Annotated in this window: 13 protein-coding genes; 9 read left to right on the top strand and 4 right to left on the bottom strand. The window is 58.8% G+C overall.

Translation table 11 applies throughout. The features are described 5' to 3' along the window. Positions 1–179: 179 nt before the first annotated feature. The 3 genes from hisS to KQI10_RS05910 form a co-directional block, all read right to left on the bottom strand. Positions 180–1,532 carry a histidine--tRNA ligase gene (hisS, locus tag KQI10_RS05920; protein WP_216566487.1) on the bottom strand — a complete coding sequence of 451 codons (1,353 nt, stop codon included), beginning with the start codon at positions 1,530–1,532 and terminating at the stop codon, positions 180–182. A 103-nt stretch (positions 1,533–1,635) separates the two neighbouring features. Further along, on the bottom strand, positions 1,636–2,049 hold the full coding sequence (locus tag KQI10_RS05915) for a methylglyoxal synthase (RefSeq protein WP_216566486.1): 414 nt from the start codon (positions 2,047–2,049) through the stop codon (positions 1,636–1,638). Positions 2,050–2,089: 40 nt separating this feature from the next. After that, on the bottom strand, positions 2,090–2,827 hold the full coding sequence (locus tag KQI10_RS05910) for a P-loop NTPase (RefSeq protein WP_216566485.1): 738 nt from the start codon (positions 2,825–2,827) through the stop codon (positions 2,090–2,092). Positions 2,828–3,041: 214 nt separating this feature from the next. Between KQI10_RS05910 and pta the strand changes: the two genes are divergently transcribed. The 7 genes from pta to KQI10_RS05875 all read left to right on the top strand — a co-directional run bounded on the left by pta (position 3,042) and on the right by KQI10_RS05875 (position 10,329). Next, positions 3,042–4,049 carry a phosphate acetyltransferase gene (gene pta, locus KQI10_RS05905; RefSeq protein WP_216566488.1) on the top strand — a complete coding sequence of 336 codons (1,008 nt, stop codon included), beginning with the start codon at positions 3,042–3,044 and terminating at the stop codon, positions 4,047–4,049. Positions 4,050–4,305: 256 nt separating this feature from the next. Continuing rightward, positions 4,306–5,055, top strand: coding sequence for a MurR/RpiR family transcriptional regulator (locus KQI10_RS05900; protein WP_216566484.1), 750 nt, complete (start codon positions 4,306–4,308; stop codon positions 5,053–5,055). Between the two features lie 150 nt (positions 5,056–5,205). Beyond that, the gene (locus KQI10_RS05895) at positions 5,206–6,309 is read left to right on the top strand and encodes a phosphate/phosphite/phosphonate ABC transporter substrate-binding protein (RefSeq protein WP_216566483.1); all 1,104 of its coding nucleotides are present in this window, start codon (positions 5,206–5,208) and stop codon (positions 6,307–6,309) included. 95 nt (positions 6,310–6,404) lie between these two features. Further along, positions 6,405–7,169, top strand: a complete 765-nt coding sequence (phnC, locus tag KQI10_RS05890) for a phosphonate ABC transporter ATP-binding protein (RefSeq protein ID WP_371818369.1) — start codon at positions 6,405–6,407, stop codon at positions 7,167–7,169. Then, the gene (gene phnE, locus KQI10_RS05885) at positions 7,166–7,987 is read left to right on the top strand and encodes a phosphonate ABC transporter, permease protein PhnE (protein WP_216566481.1); all 822 of its coding nucleotides are present in this window, start codon (positions 7,166–7,168) and stop codon (positions 7,985–7,987) included. Before phnC ends, phnE (KQI10_RS05885) begins: the two co-directional genes overlap by 4 nt. A 14-nt stretch (positions 7,988–8,001) precedes the next feature. Then, positions 8,002–8,811: a phosphonate ABC transporter, permease protein PhnE gene (gene phnE / locus KQI10_RS05880; protein ID WP_216566480.1), complete on the top strand. Its 810-nt coding sequence runs from the start codon at positions 8,002–8,004 to the stop codon at positions 8,809–8,811. Between the two features lie 3 nt (positions 8,812–8,814). Beyond that, positions 8,815–10,329, top strand: coding sequence for a bifunctional UDP-sugar hydrolase/5'-nucleotidase (locus tag KQI10_RS05875; RefSeq protein WP_216566479.1), 1,515 nt, complete (start codon positions 8,815–8,817; stop codon positions 10,327–10,329). 66 nt (positions 10,330–10,395) lie between these two features. Here the strand turns inward: KQI10_RS05875 and KQI10_RS05870 are convergent, their stop codons facing one another. Continuing rightward, positions 10,396–11,916, bottom strand: a complete 1,521-nt coding sequence (locus KQI10_RS05870; RefSeq protein WP_216566478.1) for a peptidylprolyl isomerase — start codon at positions 11,914–11,916, stop codon at positions 10,396–10,398. 441 nt (positions 11,917–12,357) lie between these two features. Between KQI10_RS05870 and miaB the strand changes: the two genes are divergently transcribed. Then, positions 12,358–13,761, top strand: a complete 1,404-nt coding sequence (gene miaB / locus KQI10_RS05865; protein WP_216566477.1) for a tRNA (N6-isopentenyl adenosine(37)-C2)-methylthiotransferase MiaB — start codon at positions 12,358–12,360, stop codon at positions 13,759–13,761. A 168-nt stretch (positions 13,762–13,929) separates the two neighbouring features. Beyond that, the gene (mutS, locus tag KQI10_RS05860; RefSeq protein ID WP_216566476.1) at positions 13,930–16,530 is read left to right on the top strand and encodes a DNA mismatch repair protein MutS; all 2,601 of its coding nucleotides are present in this window, start codon (positions 13,930–13,932) and stop codon (positions 16,528–16,530) included. The last annotated feature ends 130 nt before the right edge of the window (positions 16,531–16,660 follow it).

Below are 16,660 nucleotides of genomic sequence, written 5' to 3'. Positions count from 1 at the left end.
TCCGCCTCGCTTCGCTCGGCACCTTCCCCTCCCAGGGGAAGGCTTGACTCTCGCCCGTCAGATTTCCTGTTTTTTCAAAATGCATATGGTTTTAGATTTTACATACAGGGGCGGCTGTCAACTCTTGATTCACATTGCTATATCAATCTCGTTGCGGGGGAACGCGTTCCGCCGATTTCTTACTTTTCCAGAATCACCGGGCACTGGGTGGTGACGGCGGTTTTGATGAGTTTGGCGGCGTCCTCGGGGGAGAGAAGCAGCTGTTCGCCAGAGAGCATGTTTTTCACGGAGCACAGGCCCTTTTCCATTTCATCCTCGCCCAGCAGCACGGCAAAGGGAACGCCCAGCTTGTTGGCATAGGCCATTTTCTGCTTGAATTTCTTCTGCTCGCCGTAGAGCTGTACCCGCAGTCCGGAGGAACGGAGCGTTTCCGCCAGGGCGATGGCCGGGGCCATATCGGCGGTCATAGGAAGCACCAGCGCGTCGGCGGGAGCGGAGGGCAGAGCGGGGTTCAGCAGACCCTGCTCGTCCAGCACGTAGAACAGACGGGTCAGGCCGATGGAGATGCCCACACCGGGCAGGGGCTTGTCGATGTAGTAGCCCGCCAGATTGTCGTACCGGCCGCCGGAGCAGACGGAGCCGATTTCCGGATGGTCAAGGAGCGCGGTTTCGTAAACGGTGCCGGTGTAGTAATCCAGACCCCGGGCGATGGTCAGGTCCACGGCGAAGTTACTTTCCGGCACACCGAAAGCGGAGAGGTTGGCGGTAACGGCTTTCAGCTCGGACACGCCCACGTCAAAGGTCTCATTCTTGCCCAGATACCCTTCCAGAGCCTCCAAAACCTGAGCATTGGTGCCCCGGATGGCGATAAAGCGCAGAATTTCTTCGGCCTGTTCTTCCGTCAGGCCGCAGTCCTCCAGAAGGATGGCCTTGACCTTCTCCGGGCCGATTTTGTCCAGCTTGTCCACAGAGCGCATGATGTCGCCGCTCTTATCCCCCAGGCCCAGCATATCATAGAAGCCCGTAAGGATTTTCCGGTTGTTTACCCGGATCTGGAACCGGGTCAGGCCGAAGCCCGCAAAGACCTTGTAGATGATGGCGGGAATCTCTGCCTCGTTGAGAATATCCAGCTTGCCGTCGCCGATGATGTCAATGTCCGCCTGATAGAATTCCCGGAAACGGCCTCTCTGGGCCCGCTCGCCCCGGTAGACCTTGCTGATCTGGTAGCGGCGGAAGGGGAACGCCAGTTCGTTATAGTGCAGGGCCACATATTTGGCCAGCGGCACGGTTAGATCGAACCGCAGGGCCAGGTCGCTGTCGCCCTTGGTGAAGCGGTAGATCTGCTTCTCGGTCTCGCCGCCGCCCTTGGCAAGAAGAATCTGGGCATCCTCAATGGCGGGGGTGTCCAGAGGGGCGAAGCCGTAGGAGGCGTAGGTATCCCGAAGAATCTGCGTCATTTTTTCCAGCTTGATCTGCTTGTCGGGCAGCAGCTCCATAAAGCCGGAGAGGGTGCGGGGCTTGATAATATCCATAAATCTGGTCTCCTTTGTCGGTAAATGCGTTTTCGCAAAAAAGGGGCGACAAAGACTGCCGCCCTTTACAGCATGTTTGAAACGGATGGTATGCAGAGCTTCCTCAGAACCTGGTTTTGCTGTGAACCATTTCCCGCCAATCCAGATCGCCCCGCTGCAGGCCCAGAATGAACATCTCGGCGGAAGCCAAGTTGGTGGCGATGGGCACATTCTGCTTGTCGCAGTGGCGGATGGTCTCGATCATCTGGGCATCGTCCCAGGGATCCGTGGTATTGGGGTCCGTGAAGAGCAGCACCAGGTCGATTTCATTGTAGGCGATGCGGGCATTGATCTGCTGGTGACCGCCCTGCTTATGGGACAGCAGCAGGGTAATGGGCAGGCCCGTATTGTCCGCAATCAGACGGCCGGTGGTGGCGGTGGCATAAAGACTGTGCTTTTGAAGGACGCTCTTATAGGCCGTACAGAACTGCACCATCAGTTCCTTTTTCTTGTCGTGGGCCAGAAACGCGATATTCATACAGGTCACTCCTTATCTCCGCCGTGGGCGGATATCTATATTATAGTTTGATGGGGGCAGAGACGCCTCCCAGCCGACGCACGATCCGGCGGAAGGCACGGGCCGCGGGGCAGCGCCTGGCGTAGAGCAGCAGAGGCTTGCCGAAGGCTGCGGCCAGGGTGATGTTGGGGTCCTCGGGGACGACGCCGGCCAAAGGGGTGCCGGTGGTGTCCATTATGTCGTCAATGGTCAGCCGGACGGTGGAGAGCATCTCCTCGTCCACCCGGTTGACAATGAGCCGGACGCTTTTCTTGCCCTCCAGCTCCAGCAGATCGCTGACCCGGGCGGCGTCCCGCACGGCGGCGGGGCCGGAGCCTGTTACAAGGAGAAAACGGTCCGTCCATCCGCTGGTGAGCCGGAATCCGGCGTCCACGCCCGCGGGGGCATCCAGAAATACATAATCAAACCGCTCTCTGGCGGCCAGCAGGAGCTTTCCGAAGCTTTCCCGGGAGATCTCCTCCACAGGCGTATTCATGGGGGCCGTCAGGAAAAAAAGCGTCTCGTATTTCGGGTGGCGGCAGGCATCCTCCAGGCCGTAGCTGCCCCGGCAGATATCCAGAAAGGAAAGAGCGCCGCAGTCGGACATACCCAGAGAGATGTCCAGATTCCGAAGGCCTACGTCGCAGTCAATGCAGAGCACCTTTTTCCCCTGCTCGGCCAGCGCCGTGGCAAGCCCGGCGCAGACGGAGGTCTTGCCGGTGCCGCCCTTGCCGGAGACAATGGCGTACAGTTCGCCCACGCACTTCTCCCCCTAATACAGTTTAGTACCATTATAAAGCGAAAACGCACAAAAATCAATAGGAAAAATGGACTTGAGCAAAACCTTTTCATCAGTTTGCATAAATTTCTTTGATGACGCAAAAGGGAGGATTTGCAAAAAAATGGTTGCGTCCGCAGAAGTTATGAGCTATAATGAAAACGAAGAATTGGGCTTCGGCCCGTATAATGGAGGAATGATTCCAATGTTCAATGCTATGATCGAAACTCTGAAGGCCAACCCTCGGAAGATCGTCTTTACTGAGGGCCACGATGCCCGTATCCTGGAGGCCACTTCCCGCCTGGTAGAGGGCGGTTTCCTGACCCCCATCCTCATCGGCAACGTGGAGGAAGTCAAGGCCAACGCTGCCAAGGGCGGCTTCAACATCGAGGGCGTTGAGATCATCGACCCCGCCACCTATCCCGAGATGGACAAGATGGTGGACAAGATGGTAGAGCTGCGCAAGGGCAAGATGAGCGCGGAAGACTGCCGCAAGGCTCTGTCCAAGGGCAACTACTTCGGCACCATGCTGGTCAAGATGGGCTACGCCGATTCCCTGCTGGGCGGCGCTACTTACTCCACCGCCGATACCGTCCGTCCCGCTCTGCAGCTGGTGAAGACCAAGAAGGGCGCCCATCTGGTGTCCTCCTGCTTCATTCTGGTCCGTGGCGACGAGAAGCTGGCCATGGGCGACTGCGCCATCAACCTGAGCTATGAGGATTCCGTGGACAAGGAAGGCAACGTGACCCTGACCGCCGCCCAGAAGCTGGCCGAGGTGGCCATCGAGTCCGCCCATACCGCCAAGGTCTTCGGCATTGACCCCAAGGTTGCCATGCTGAGCTTCTCCACCAACGGCTCCGGCAAGGGCGGCACCGTCAAGCTGAGCCACGACGCCACCATCGTTGCCAAGGAAATGGCTCCCGAACTGGCCATTGACGGCGAAATGCAGTTCGACGCCGCCGTGGCTCCCGAGGTCGGCCAGCTGAAGTTCCCCGGCTCCCCTGTGGCCGGTCACGCCAACACCTTTATCTTCCCCAACATTGAGGCCGGCAACATCGGCTACAAGATCGCCCAGCGTCTGGGCGGCTTCGAAGCCTACGGCCCCATCCTGCAGGGTCTGGCCGCTCCCATCAACGACCTGTCCCGCGGCTGCAACGCCGACGAGGTCTACAAGATGGCCATCATCACCGCCGCAATGGTGTAAGGCCAAACACAATCACCCGGGAAAGCCCCGCTGTGCTGAACGCACGGCGGGGCTTTTGCGTGCTGCGGCTGATTTGTTCGGAAATATCTGCGTCAAAGCGTAAAAGTCCAGTAAAAGCCTTGCGATATTTCCGCATTTTTTCAGAAATGGCATGGAAAACAGGCGTTGTCCGCTTGACATAAAGGGAATCCCTGCTTTATAATTGCGGCAGCGTTCCACTGGAGGTACGCAAAAACGTTTCCGGATGGGGGCCAAAATGAAAAACAATTATTTTCTGCTTACGAATTTGCTTTCAGAGGACGAGCGCAAGGTCATTACCAGTATTACGTCCCATATTGAGCGCGGAGAGAAACGGGTGGGCATTCAGCAGATCGCCGCGGAAAATTATCTGTCCGCGGCAAGCATCGTAAAAATGTGCAAGCGTCTGGGCTTTGACGGCTACAGCGAACTGTATTACCACCTGAGCCGCCAGCTTCTCTCCGGCGAGAGCCAGACGGAAGAAACCTTCAAGACACTGATTGATAACTATTCCGATGAACAGATCCGGCAGTTCCGCGCGCTGCTGCGAGAACGGCGCGGCGGAAAGATATTTACGACCGGCGAGGGGTTTTCCAATATCGTCGGGGGCTATTTCGTTCAGCGTCTGTCCATCTGCGGCTTTATGGCCTTCAGCAACGTGCATTTTTACGACTATATGCTCTTCCAGGAGTCACGTCAGGCAGCTGTGAAAGAGGAGAACGCCGTTATGTTCGCCATCAGCCAAAGCGGGGAGACGGCCCCGGTGCTCAATGACGTCCGCCATGCGAAAAGCCATGGACACAAGATCATCTCCTTCACCCGGCGGGGGGACTCGTCCCTTGCCCAATTATCGGATCTGGTCTTCGTCATAGACGGCGCGAAGCAGACCCTGGCCGTCAGCCTGCCGAATCTGTTTTTCGGACATGTGATCCTGGTTTTTGAGGAACTGATGGCCAGCTTCTTTATGCCGGAGGAAGAGACACAATAAAAATTTTTTCACACAAGCGGAAAAAAATTTCCGGAGCATCTGTGCTATAATCAAATTGCGGCGGGAAATCTGTCGTTTTCCGCCGCGGCAGACGGCTCTGAGGAGTATCCGAAGAGCATTCGGAAAAGCAATTTTATGGAGGTAAAATTCATGAAAAAGAGTCTTGCAATTCTGCTTGCGCTCACCATGCTGGCCGGTGTGCTGGCAGGCTGCGGCGCAGCGAACACCACTTCCACCACCGCCCCGGATACCACCGCCGCGGCCGAGACAACTGCCGCCGCTTCCGAGGAAACTGCGGAAGCTGCCGCAAAGACCATTGACACTCTGAAGATCGCCTTTGTTCCCTCCCGGGAGCCTCAGGAGATCATCACCGCCACCGAGCCCCTGAAGCAGCTGCTGAAGGACGCTCTGGCCAAGGAAGGCTACGATGTGGGCAACGTTGAGATCACCGTCGGCACCACTTATGAGGCTGTGGGCGAGGGCCTGGAGGCCGGTACCATTGACGTGGGCCTGATCCCCGGCGGCACCTATGTTCTCTATGACGACGGCGCCGAGGTCATTCTGACCGCTACCCGTGACGGTTTGAGCAAGGATTCCGACAACGCCAAGGACTGGAATGACGGCCAGCCCACCGAGGCATCCGACAAGCAGGCTGTTTCCTACCGCGCCCTGTTCATTGCCGGTCCCTCCGAGAAGGGGCAGGAGCTGCAGGCCAAGGTCAACGCCGGTGAGGAGCTGACCTGGGACGACCTGAACGGCGCCAACTGGAGCGTTATGGGCACTTCCTCTCCCGCCGGCTACATCTATCCCGCTCTGTGGCTGCAGGATCACTACAGCAAGGGCATCTCTGACCTGAGCAGCGCTGTCCAGTCCGATTCCTATGCCAGCGCCTTTGCCCGTCTGGCTTCCGGCCAGGTTGATGTCCTGGTGACCTACGCCGACGCCCGCCGTGACTATGCCGAGCGCTGGAATACCGAGTTCGGCCGTACAGGCTCCATCTGGGAAGAGACCGGTGTCATCGGCGTCACCGCCCCCATCTACAACGATACCATTTCCGTCAGCAAGAACTCCCCCATTATGGATGCTGACCTGATCGTCGCCCTGCAGAATGCCTTCATCAACATCGGCAACACCGAGGAAGGCAAGGCCGTTATCGCCATCTACAGCCACAACGGCTATCAGAAGGCCCAGGCTTCCGACTACGACAACGAGCGCGCGGCTCAGAAGCTGATCCGGGAGCTGTCCGCGAACTGATTAAAAACAAAACTTTCCCGGCGCGGGGAGGCTTTGCACGGCAGAATACCATCCGCTGTGCGGGCCCTCTCCGCGCCGGGTTTTTCAAGAGAGGAATCTATATGATCGAATTTGACCACGTATCCAAAGTATACGCCAACGGCACCGTCGGTCTGGACGATGTGACCCTGACCATTCAGGACGGGGAGTTCGTCGCCATCATCGGCCGCTCCGGCGCGGGCAAATCCACGCTTCTGCGGACTGTCAACCGGATGCACCAGATTACCAGCGGAAAGCTGACCGTGAACGGTACGGATGTCAGCGCCCTTTCCGGAAAACGTCTGCGCAAATTCCGCCGGGGCATCGGTATGGTATTCCAGTCGTTCAACCTGGTCACCAGAACCAGTGTTATCAAAAATGTGCTGTCCGCCTGCGTGCCGGATATGCCCTTCTGGCGGGTGCTGCTGGGAGCGTTCCGCAAGGAGGATAAGATCAAGGCTCTGGAATCCCTGGAGAAGGTCGGCATACTGGACAAGGCCTACGTGCGGGCAGACCAGCTTTCCGGCGGTCAGCAGCAGCGTGTGGCACTGGCCAGAACGCTGACCCAGGACCCGCGGATCATCCTTGCCGATGAGCCGGTGGCGGCGCTGGACCCTGTGACGGCCCGGCAGGTCATGCAGGACTTTGTGCGCATCAATCAGGAGATGGGCATTTCCATCCTGCTCAACATCCACCATGTGGAACTGGCTCTGGAATACGCGGACCGCATCATCGGCATCCGCTCCGGAAGGATTGTCTACGACGGACCTTCCGCCAACGTGGATCAGGCGGTGCTGGACACCATCTATGCCGATGAGACCCCGGCGGAGGAAGCGGTATGAGCCTGTATGACCGCATTTTCCGGCCCCGCCGGTATACGCTGTCCGACGGAACGGTGGTTGCGGAAAAGCGCAGCCGCGCGCCGCTGGTCATTCTGATCCTTCTGGCGCTGACCGTCGTATCCGTCCGCATTACGGGATTCAACTTCACCGTGCTGGTTACGAAGGGCAGCAAGTTCTTTGATATTCTCAAGGCCATGTTTCCGCCCAATACGGCATACCTTGGGAAAATCTGGCAGCCCCTGTGGGACACCATCAAAATGTCCATCCTGGGCTCCTTTATCGGGGCTGTGCTGGCAATCCCCTTCGCGGTGCTGGCGGCCAGCAATATTGTGACCAACCGGGTGGTGGTTTTTCTGGTGCGGCTGTTTCTGAGCCTGGTGCGGACCCTGCCTACCCTGGTCTGCGCGCTGATTGCCACCTACATATTCGGCCTGGGCACCATGGCCGGTACCTGTGCCATCGCGGTGTTCACCTTTGCCTACATCGGCAAGCAGCTCTTTGAAATCATTGAGACCGTGGATATGGGTCCCTTTGAGTCCATGGAGGCGCTGGGCGCCACTCGCCTGCAAGCCTTTGTCACGGCGGTTTTCCCCCAGGTGCTGCCCACTTATCTCTCCGTCTCTCTGTTCTGTCTGGAAGGCAACGTGCGCTATGCTTCCATTCTGGGTTACGTCGGCGCGGGCGGTCTGGGCCTGATCATGAATGAAAAGATCGGCTGGCGGGAGTATGACAGTCTGGGTATGATTCTGATCGTCCTGTTTGTGACGGTCATCGTTATCGAAACCATCAGCCACGCGCTGCGCAAGCGCCTGACCTGAGGAGGAATGGCAGTATGAACGAAAAAATTCTCAAAGCCTATGCCTCCGCACCCAAAACCTGGGTCTGGAAGCTGCTGGCCGCGTTTGTTGTTGTGTGCGTGCTGGCCTGGTCCGGCTCTGCCGTAAAGCTCAATAATCCCACCGGCAAGGGATTGGAGGTCGCCGGCAATATTCTTTCCGGCATTTTTCACCCCTCCGCAAAGCTGCTGCTGACCTTCGGGACGGACGGTGTGCCCTATCTGCTGCTGGAGACCTTCTGCATTGCCTTCCTGGGAACCATTGTGGGCGCTGTCATCTCTTTGCCCCTGTCCTTCCTGTCCGCCAGCAATCTGGTACCCAAGTGGATCGCCATGATCGGACGGCTGCTGATTGCCGCCATCCGCACCATTCCCGCCTTTGTCTACGGGCTGATGTTCATCCGCGTCACCGGTCCCGGTCCCTTCGCGGGCCTGCTGACCATGTCGCTGTGCTCCATTGGCATGGTGTCCAAGATGTTTATTGAAAGCATCGAGGATCTGGACAAGCGGATTCTGGAATCTCTGGACGCCGCGGGCTGCACCACCTTCCAGAAGATCCGCTATGGCATTCTGCCCCAGCTGACGGCGGATTTTACTTCCACCATCATCTACCGCTTTGATATGAACCTGCGCGACGCCACGGTTCTGGGCCTGGTGGGCGCGGGCGGCATCGGCGCGCCGCTGATCTTTGCCATGAGTTCCTACCGCTGGAACGAGGTGGGCGCAATCCTGCTGGGCCTGATTATTCTGGTGCTCATTATCGAGTGGATCTCCGCAAAGATCCGCACCAGGCTGGCACGGGGGTAAGCCATGGACGAACGGCAACTGACGATTTATTTTACCTCCGATCTGCACGGCTATATCTACCCCACGGATTATCGAAGCGCCGACGAAAAAGACATCGGCCTCTTCAAATGCGCCAGCCAGTTCCGGAAGGATGGCAATACCCTTGTGGTGGACGGAGGAGACCTGCTGCAGGGCGCACCGCTGGGGGCCTACTGTCACGACACCATCGGCAGCGCCGCCAAGTTCGCGGAAATGATGAACTGCTGCGGCTATGACTATGTGACCCTTGGCAACCACGATTTCAATTTCGGCATGCCCTATCTGGAGAGCTATCTGGATGCCCTGCGGGGAAACTGTATTTGCGAAAATGTCCGGAGAGAGGACGGAAGCAGCCGCTTCCCGGCCCGGGTACAGGTGCTGGAAAACGGCCTGCGGGTGGGCCTTGTGGGCATTGTGACGGATCATGTGAACGTCTGGGAGCGGCCGGAACATCTGGCCGGCATTTCCGTTACGGATCCCGTGGAGGCTGCCCGAAATGCCCTGCGGACTCTGCGCGACCGGGTGGATCTGACCGTATGTGTGTACCACGGCGGCTTTGAGCGGGATCTGGCCAGCGGACGGGTGCTTTCGGAAACCAGCGAAAACGCGGCCTATCGGATCTGTCAGGAGCTGGATTTTGACATTCTGCTCACCGGCCACCAGCATATGTCCGTTCCCGGCCAGATGGTGCGGGGCACCTTTGTGGTGCAGCCCTCGGATAAAGGCCAGGAGTTCCTGTGCATCACGGCGGAACGCCGGGATGCCCGATGGCATTTTTCCAGCCGGACGCTGCCGGCAGGCGGTGCCTGCCGAGGCCGGTGGCTGGCGGAATTCGCGGAAATGGAGCAGGGGGCTCAGAATTGGCTGGACCAGACGGCGGGCCATCTGGCGGCGCCCATGGTACCGGATACGCCGCTGCGAATGGCGGCATACGGCAGCCCCCTGGCCGACCTGTTCAATTCCGTGCAGCTGGAGGCCACCGGCGCCCAGATCTCGGTCACAAGTCTGGCCAACGATCCGGCGGGGCTGCCCCGGACCGTGCGGCGGCGGGATATTCTGAACGCCTACCCATACGCCAATACCCTGGTGGTGAAGCGCGTCACGGGCGCTGTGCTGCGGCAGGCCATGGAGCGCAGCGCGGAATACTTCGCCCGGAACGCCGACGGCAGCCTCTGCGTCTCCGACGCGTTTCTGAAACCCAAGGTCGAGCATTACAACTACGACTACTATGCGGGTGTGCGCTATGCCTTCGACTGCTCCCGCCCTGTGGGCAGCCGGGTGGCGGAACTGAGTATAAACGGAAAGAACGTGGCGGACACAGATGTCTTCACAGTCTGCCTGAGCAGCTACCGTGCCAGCGGCACCGGCGGCTATGAGTGCTATGTGGACTGCCCGGTTCTGAAGGAAATCGGAACGGAAATGTCCGATCTGCTGCTGGATTTCTTCCGGGAGCACGGGGAGCCCCTGCCGCTGGTCCGGGGCGACTATCGGGTGTTCTGATTCCTGCGCCGCGAAAAAATACCGCCTCCCATGTTGGAGACGGTATTTTTGCTTCGTGCGGTGCTGTCAGGCCATATCCACGAAGCCCAGCTTGATGGCGCTGTAGTCGATCTTCGCGTCGGCGGCGGCGACGGCGTCGTTCAGGAAGTCGCCGGACATCTGGGAGATCAGATCGGACTTTGCCTGGGATTCCCACAGCAGCTGAGAGCCGCGGAAGTACATGATGTGGTAGCCGAACTGGGTCTTTACAATGCCGTAGTCCCCGGTCTTCCGGTCGGCGTCAAAGCACCAGTCGTTGAAGGCCTCGGCCATCTGGCCCTCGGTCACGCCGGTGTACAGGCCGCCGTTGGTGTTGGAGCCGGTGTCGGCGGAGTTCTCGTTGGCCAGCTCGGCGAAGCTGTCCTCGGTCTTGTCGCCGGAGAGCCAGGCGTCCAGAATTTCCTGGGCCTTCTGTTCGCCGGCGGCCCAGGCCTCGTCGGAGAATTCCTCGGTGGTGACGTTTTCCACAGTGGCCCCCTCAGGCAGAATCAGAATGTGCCGCACGTCCACGGCGCTGGTGGTCTTGTCCAGTCCCTTTTCGGCATATTCCGCTTCATGGGTGTTGAAAAATTCGGCGACTTCCTCCGCGGTGGGCGCGTAGCTGGCGGCGACTTCGTTATAGTAGTCGCTGCCCAGGAAGTACATTTCCCAGAAGCTCTTGTAGTCCTCTACAGTGGCGCCGGTACCGAAATTGCGGACGATCATGGCGGCGGTGTCCTCAAAGCCGTTGTCGGCGGCGGTCTGGGCCAGACCGTCCTCCAGCTCGTCCAGCTGTTTCTGGCTGTCGGCGGTCATCTGGAAGCCGTTCTCCCGGGCCTGCTGGGCCACGGCGTCAAAGACCTTCCAGTTGTTCAGGGCATCCTCCAGAAAATACTGCTGCCAGGTCAGCCCCTCGGTGACGGTGCAGACCTGGGTGTCCATGCTCTGGGTGTGGTCCAGACCGAAATACTGGGCGTAGCTGCCATACTGGGCGTAGAAGCTCTGGACGGAGCGCCAGTAGAGAATCTGCAGCTGACCGTTGGTCAGCACCCGGTCCCCGGCGGTGGCGACAATGTCGCCGTTGGCGGCCTCGGCCTCTTCGTCTGAGACGGTATAGGTGCCCTTGCAGGTCACGTTGTCGGGGTCGCCATCGGCGGGAATGGTAGCCTCGGTGGTTTCCTCGGTCACTTCCTCAGACGCGGCGGACGACTCGGTGGGCAGAACTTCGTCCTTGTCCTTGCCCCGGCCATTGAGAATCAGCACGGACAGAATGACGGCCAGCAGCAGGATGACAGCCACGGCAAGGGCCACGGCGGAGGCGCTGGTAACGCCCTTCTTCATGGAAGTGGCTTCCCTTTCAGGTTCGGCGGGCTTTTCGGCTGGGGCTTCCCCGGCGGGCGCTTCTTCAACGGGCGCTTCCGGTGCGGGCGCTTCTTCAACGGGCGCTTCCTCAGCGGGTGCTGCCTCCGGGGCGGCTTCCGGCTGCTGTGCGGCCTGCTCTTTTCCGCAAGCGGGGCAGACGGTCAGTTCCTCGTCCATATCCGCGCCGCAAAAACTGCATTTTTTCATGAGTTCCTCTTTTCTCCGATAATCGGGATAATGATCCCGCCAAGTTTACCATGTTTGCGGAAGAAATGCAAGCAAATTGCAGATTGTTTACAATTATACCGCTGTGCCGCCGAAAACCACCCCGCATTTTTCGCACCCCGGCCCTTGCAAAGAATCGGGAGACATGGTATTATATAAGATACATTTCATGGGATCCTATGGGAATTTTCGGCTTGTTTCTGCTGCTGCGCTATTGCGTTGGAACCTCTGAATAAATCGTCTGCGGCTGAAGAGCGGATCTTTTTCGCCCGCTCTTCAGCATCAAAAGCAGGAAATACACAAAGTATTCCGCTGCTTTTGATGCTTTGACCGGTCAAAAAATCTCTCGCTCTCAGCTCTTGCCGATTTAATCAGAGGTTCCATTTTCCAAAATCCAAATTCAACACTTGAGGGAGAAATCCAATGAATACAAAGACCACTGTAATTGAGCAGGATCAGCTGGAGGAACAGTTTGCTTTCTGCGATAAGATCGCGGCCTTCTGGCAAACCTGCGGCAGAACGCCTACCGCCTATGTGGAAACCTACGGCTGCCAGCAGAACGAGGCGGATTCCGAAAAGCTGCGGGGCTATCTGGCCCAGAGCGGCTACCGGATTGCGGGCAGTGCCGAGGGCGCCGATGTGGTGGTGATGAACACCTGCTCCATCCGGGAGCACGCCGAGCAGCGGGTCTTCGGCAATCTGGGCGCCCTGACCCACACCAAACGCCGGCATCCGGAGCAGAAGATCTTCCTCTGCGGCTGCATGGCGGGGGAGACAAAGGTATCTGACCGCATCAAAAAGAGCTTTCCCTATGTGGACGGCGTGTTTTCCACCCACCATCTGTGGCAGTTCCCGGAGATTCTGTACAACGTTCTGACGAAAAAAAAACGTCAGTTCTATGTTGAGGACGAGGCGGGTTCCATTGCCGAGGGGATTCCGCAGGTTCGTGACTCCTCTCTGAAAGCCTGGGTGTCCATTATGTACGGCTGCAACAATTTCTGCACCTACTGTATCGTCCCCTATGTCCGGGGCCGGGAGCGCAGCCGCCGGCCGGAGGCGATTCTGGCGGAGTGCAAAGCGCTGATCGAGGGAGGCTGCAGGGAAATCACCCTGCTGGGCCAGAACGTCAATTCCTACGGCAAGGATCTGGACTGCGGCGTGGACTTTGCGGATCTGTTGGCACAGATCGCGGAACTGCCCGGGGATTTCCTGATCCGCTTTATGACCAGCCACCCCAGAGATGCCTCCGAAAAGCTGTTCGATACCATGGCAAAGTACCCCAAGATTGCCAAGCAGCTGCACCTGCCCTTCCAGTCCGGCTCTTCCCGGGTGCTGAAGGCCATGAACCGGCACTATGACCGGGAGGTCTACCTGAAAAAGGTGGAGTACGCAAAGAAAGTCATGCCGGAGTTGGTGCTGACCAGCGACGTGATCGTGGGATTCCCCGGCGAGACTGAGGAGGAGTTTGAGGAAACCATTTCCCTTATTGAACGAGTCCGCTACGACAGCCTCTTCACCTTTATTTTCTCCCCCCGTACCGGTACCCCCGCGGCAAAGATGGAGGATCCTACTCCCAAGGAGGAAAAGAACCGGCGCTTTGACAAGCTCTGCGCCCGGCAGAACGCCATTTCCGAGGAAATTCACCGGGGCTATGTGGGCAAAACCCTGCGATGCCTGGTAGACGGCAAAGACGGCGACCAGCTTACCGCCCGCACCGAGGGCGGCCGTCTGGTCCGCTTCGACGGCCCGGAGTGCCTGATCGGAAATTACGAGAATCTGCGCGTCACCGGCGCGACGACCTGGAGTCTGACGGGAGAGCGGACGTAAAAATTGACAATTGACAATGAGCAATTGACAATTATAGTGTCCCTTCGGGACGAATTTGAATGATTTCAATCATTTCCGGAGGAAATTCCTCAATTGTCAACTGTCAATTGTCAATTCGTCTCCCTCCGGCTTACCAATCACAAAACGACTATAGAAAAGGAAGCAATTATGGCAAAAGAAGAACTGACGCCCATGCAGCGGCAATATCAGGAAATGAAGGCCCGGAATAAGGACTGCATCCTGTTTTTCCGTCTGGGGGACTTCTATGAGATGTTCAACGAGGACGCCAAGCTGGCGGCCCGGGAGCTGGACCTGACCCTGACCAGCCGGGACCGCAGCAAGCCCAAGGAGGAACAGACCCCCATGTGCGGCGTGCCCTACCACAGCGTGGATGCCTATATTGCGAGACTTGTCCAGAAGGGCTATAAGGTCGCCATCTGCGAGCAGATGGAGGATCCGGCTCTGGCCAGGGGACTGGTGGAGCGGGACATTACCCGGATCATTACCCCCGGCACCGTTACCGAAAGCTGCATGCTGGAGGAGAGCAGGAACAACTACATGGGCTGCATTTACGGCCAGAGCGGCCAATACGGCCTGGCCTTCTGCGACCTGTCCACCGGCGCTTTCTTTGCCACTACCTGCGCGGACCCCAGGTCCGTTGCCTCCGAGCTGGGCCGGTTTTCCCCCAGCGAGGTGCTGCGCTTCGGCCAGGGGGTAGAGGAAGAGGCCGTTTCCGATGCTCTGTTCCGCCGCCTGAATTGCTGTGTGGACGAGGGAAAGGCAGAGGACTTCGATTTTGAAAAGGCCTGCGCCTGTCTGGAAGGGCACTTCGGAAAATCCGTTGAAGAGTTGGGGCTTTCCTCCTTCTCCGCTGCCCTGACCGCCAGCGGCGCCCTTTTGCAGACCCTGCTGACATTGCAGAAAAACGACCTGAAGCACATCCGGGAGCTGCAATACTATACCACCGGCCGCTTCATGGAGTTGGATCTGGATGCCCGCCGGAACCTGGAACTGACGGAGACCATGCGCTCCAAGGAGAAAAAAGGCACCCTGCTGTGGGTGCTGGACAAGACTCATACGGCCATGGGCGGGCGGATGATCCGCTCCTGGCTGGAAAAGCCCCTGCTGGACCCGGCGGAGATCACCCGGCGGCACGCCGCCGTGGAGGCGCTGGTGGAGGACCCCATTGCCCGGGGGGAACTGGAAGAGGCTCTGAAGGATGTGACAGATCTGGAGCGGGTCATGACCCGGATCGTCACCGGTACCGTCAACTGCCGGGATCTGCTGGCCTTTGCCAGAGGCCTGCGGGCGCTGCCCCAGGTAAAACAGCTGCTGGGCGGTATGAACAGCCCCCTGCCGCAAAAGCTGTCCGCCTCCATTGACCCGCTGACGGACTGCGCGGATAAGATCGAGCGTACCATTGTAGACGATCCCCCTCTGACCGTCCGGGAGGGCGGGATGATCCGCAAGGGGGCAAATGCCGACGCGGATAAGCTCCGGGACATTATGGACGGCGGCTCCGGCACCATTGCGGCCATCGAGGCAAGCGAACGGGAGAAAACCGGTATCCGTACCCTGAAGGTTGGCTTTAACCGGGTGTTCGGCTACTATATTGAGGTTTCCAAGTCCTTTATGGATCAGGTGCCTGCCAATTACATCCGCAAGCAGACCCTTGCCAACTGCGAGCGCTACATTACTCAGGAGCTGAAGGAGCTGGAAAACCAGGTGCTTACCGCCAAGGACCGGCTGACGGCTCTGGAGTACCAGATTTTCACGGCCCTGCGGGAGGAGCTGGCCCGGCAGGCTGCCCGGGTTCAGGAGTCCGCCTCTGCCGTGGCGGCGGCGGATACATTGTGCTCTCTGGCCGCTGTGGCGGTGCAGCGGGGCTACTGCCGCCCGGAAATCACCTTAGGACCGGAAATTTCCATCACCGATGGCCGTCACCCCGTGGTGGAGGCCATGCTGCGGGATACGCTTTTTGTGCCCAACGACACCTCCCTCGGCGGGAAGGATAACCAGGTGGCCATCATCACCGGCCCCAATATGGCCGGTAAATCCACCTATATGCGCCAGGTGGCGCTGATCGTCCTCATGGCCCAGATGGGCTCCTTCGTGCCCGCCCGGGCGGCCCGCATCGGCCTGGTGGACCGGGTGTTCACAAGAATCGGCGCCAGCGATGATCTGGCCTCCGGCCAGTCTACCTTCATGGTGGAGATGACGGAGGTTGCCAATATCCTGAAATACGCCACATCCCGCAGCCTGCTGATTCTGGACGAGATCGGTCGGGGTACCTCTACCTATGACGGCATGAGCATTGCCCGGGCGGTTCTGGAATTCGCCGCCAGCCCCAAAAAGCTGGGGGCCAAGACTCTGTTTGCCACCCACTACCATGAGCTTTCCACCATGGAGAGCAAGCTGCCCAATGTGAAAAACTACAACATCGCCGTGAAAAAGCGGGGGGACCAGATGATTTTCCTGCGGAAGATCGTCCCCGGTGCCACGGACGACAGCTACGGCATCGAGGTCGCGAAATTGGCGGGCCTGCCGAACAGTGTTATCACCCGGGCAAGAGAAATTCTGGCCGAGCTGGAGGCGGAAGGCCCCCAGTACACCCCCGCTCCCAAGCGGGAGGAAGACGACCAGGTCAGCCTGCTTGATCTGTCCGCCAATCGGGTCCGCGATGCCCTGAAAGCCATCCAGGTGGAGACGCTGACGCCTATTGAGGCTATGAATCAGCTGTACCAGCTGCGGAAAATGCTGGACGCGTGAATTCCGCAAATTGGGGTTTGTTGTACCCCTTGGCTCTCCCTATGGGAGAGCTGTCACGGCGGAAACGCCGTGACTGAGAGGGCTGCGATGCCGAGAGGCTTTCATGCGGACCCCGCCGCTGGCACCCTCT

The organism is Pseudoflavonifractor sp. MSJ-30 (assembly GCF_018918045.1).
Lineage (GTDB): Bacteria > Bacillota > Clostridia > Oscillospirales > Oscillospiraceae > Faecousia.
The sequence above is the reverse complement of the archived record's forward strand: the minus strand, read 5'-3'. Positions and strand labels throughout refer to the sequence as shown.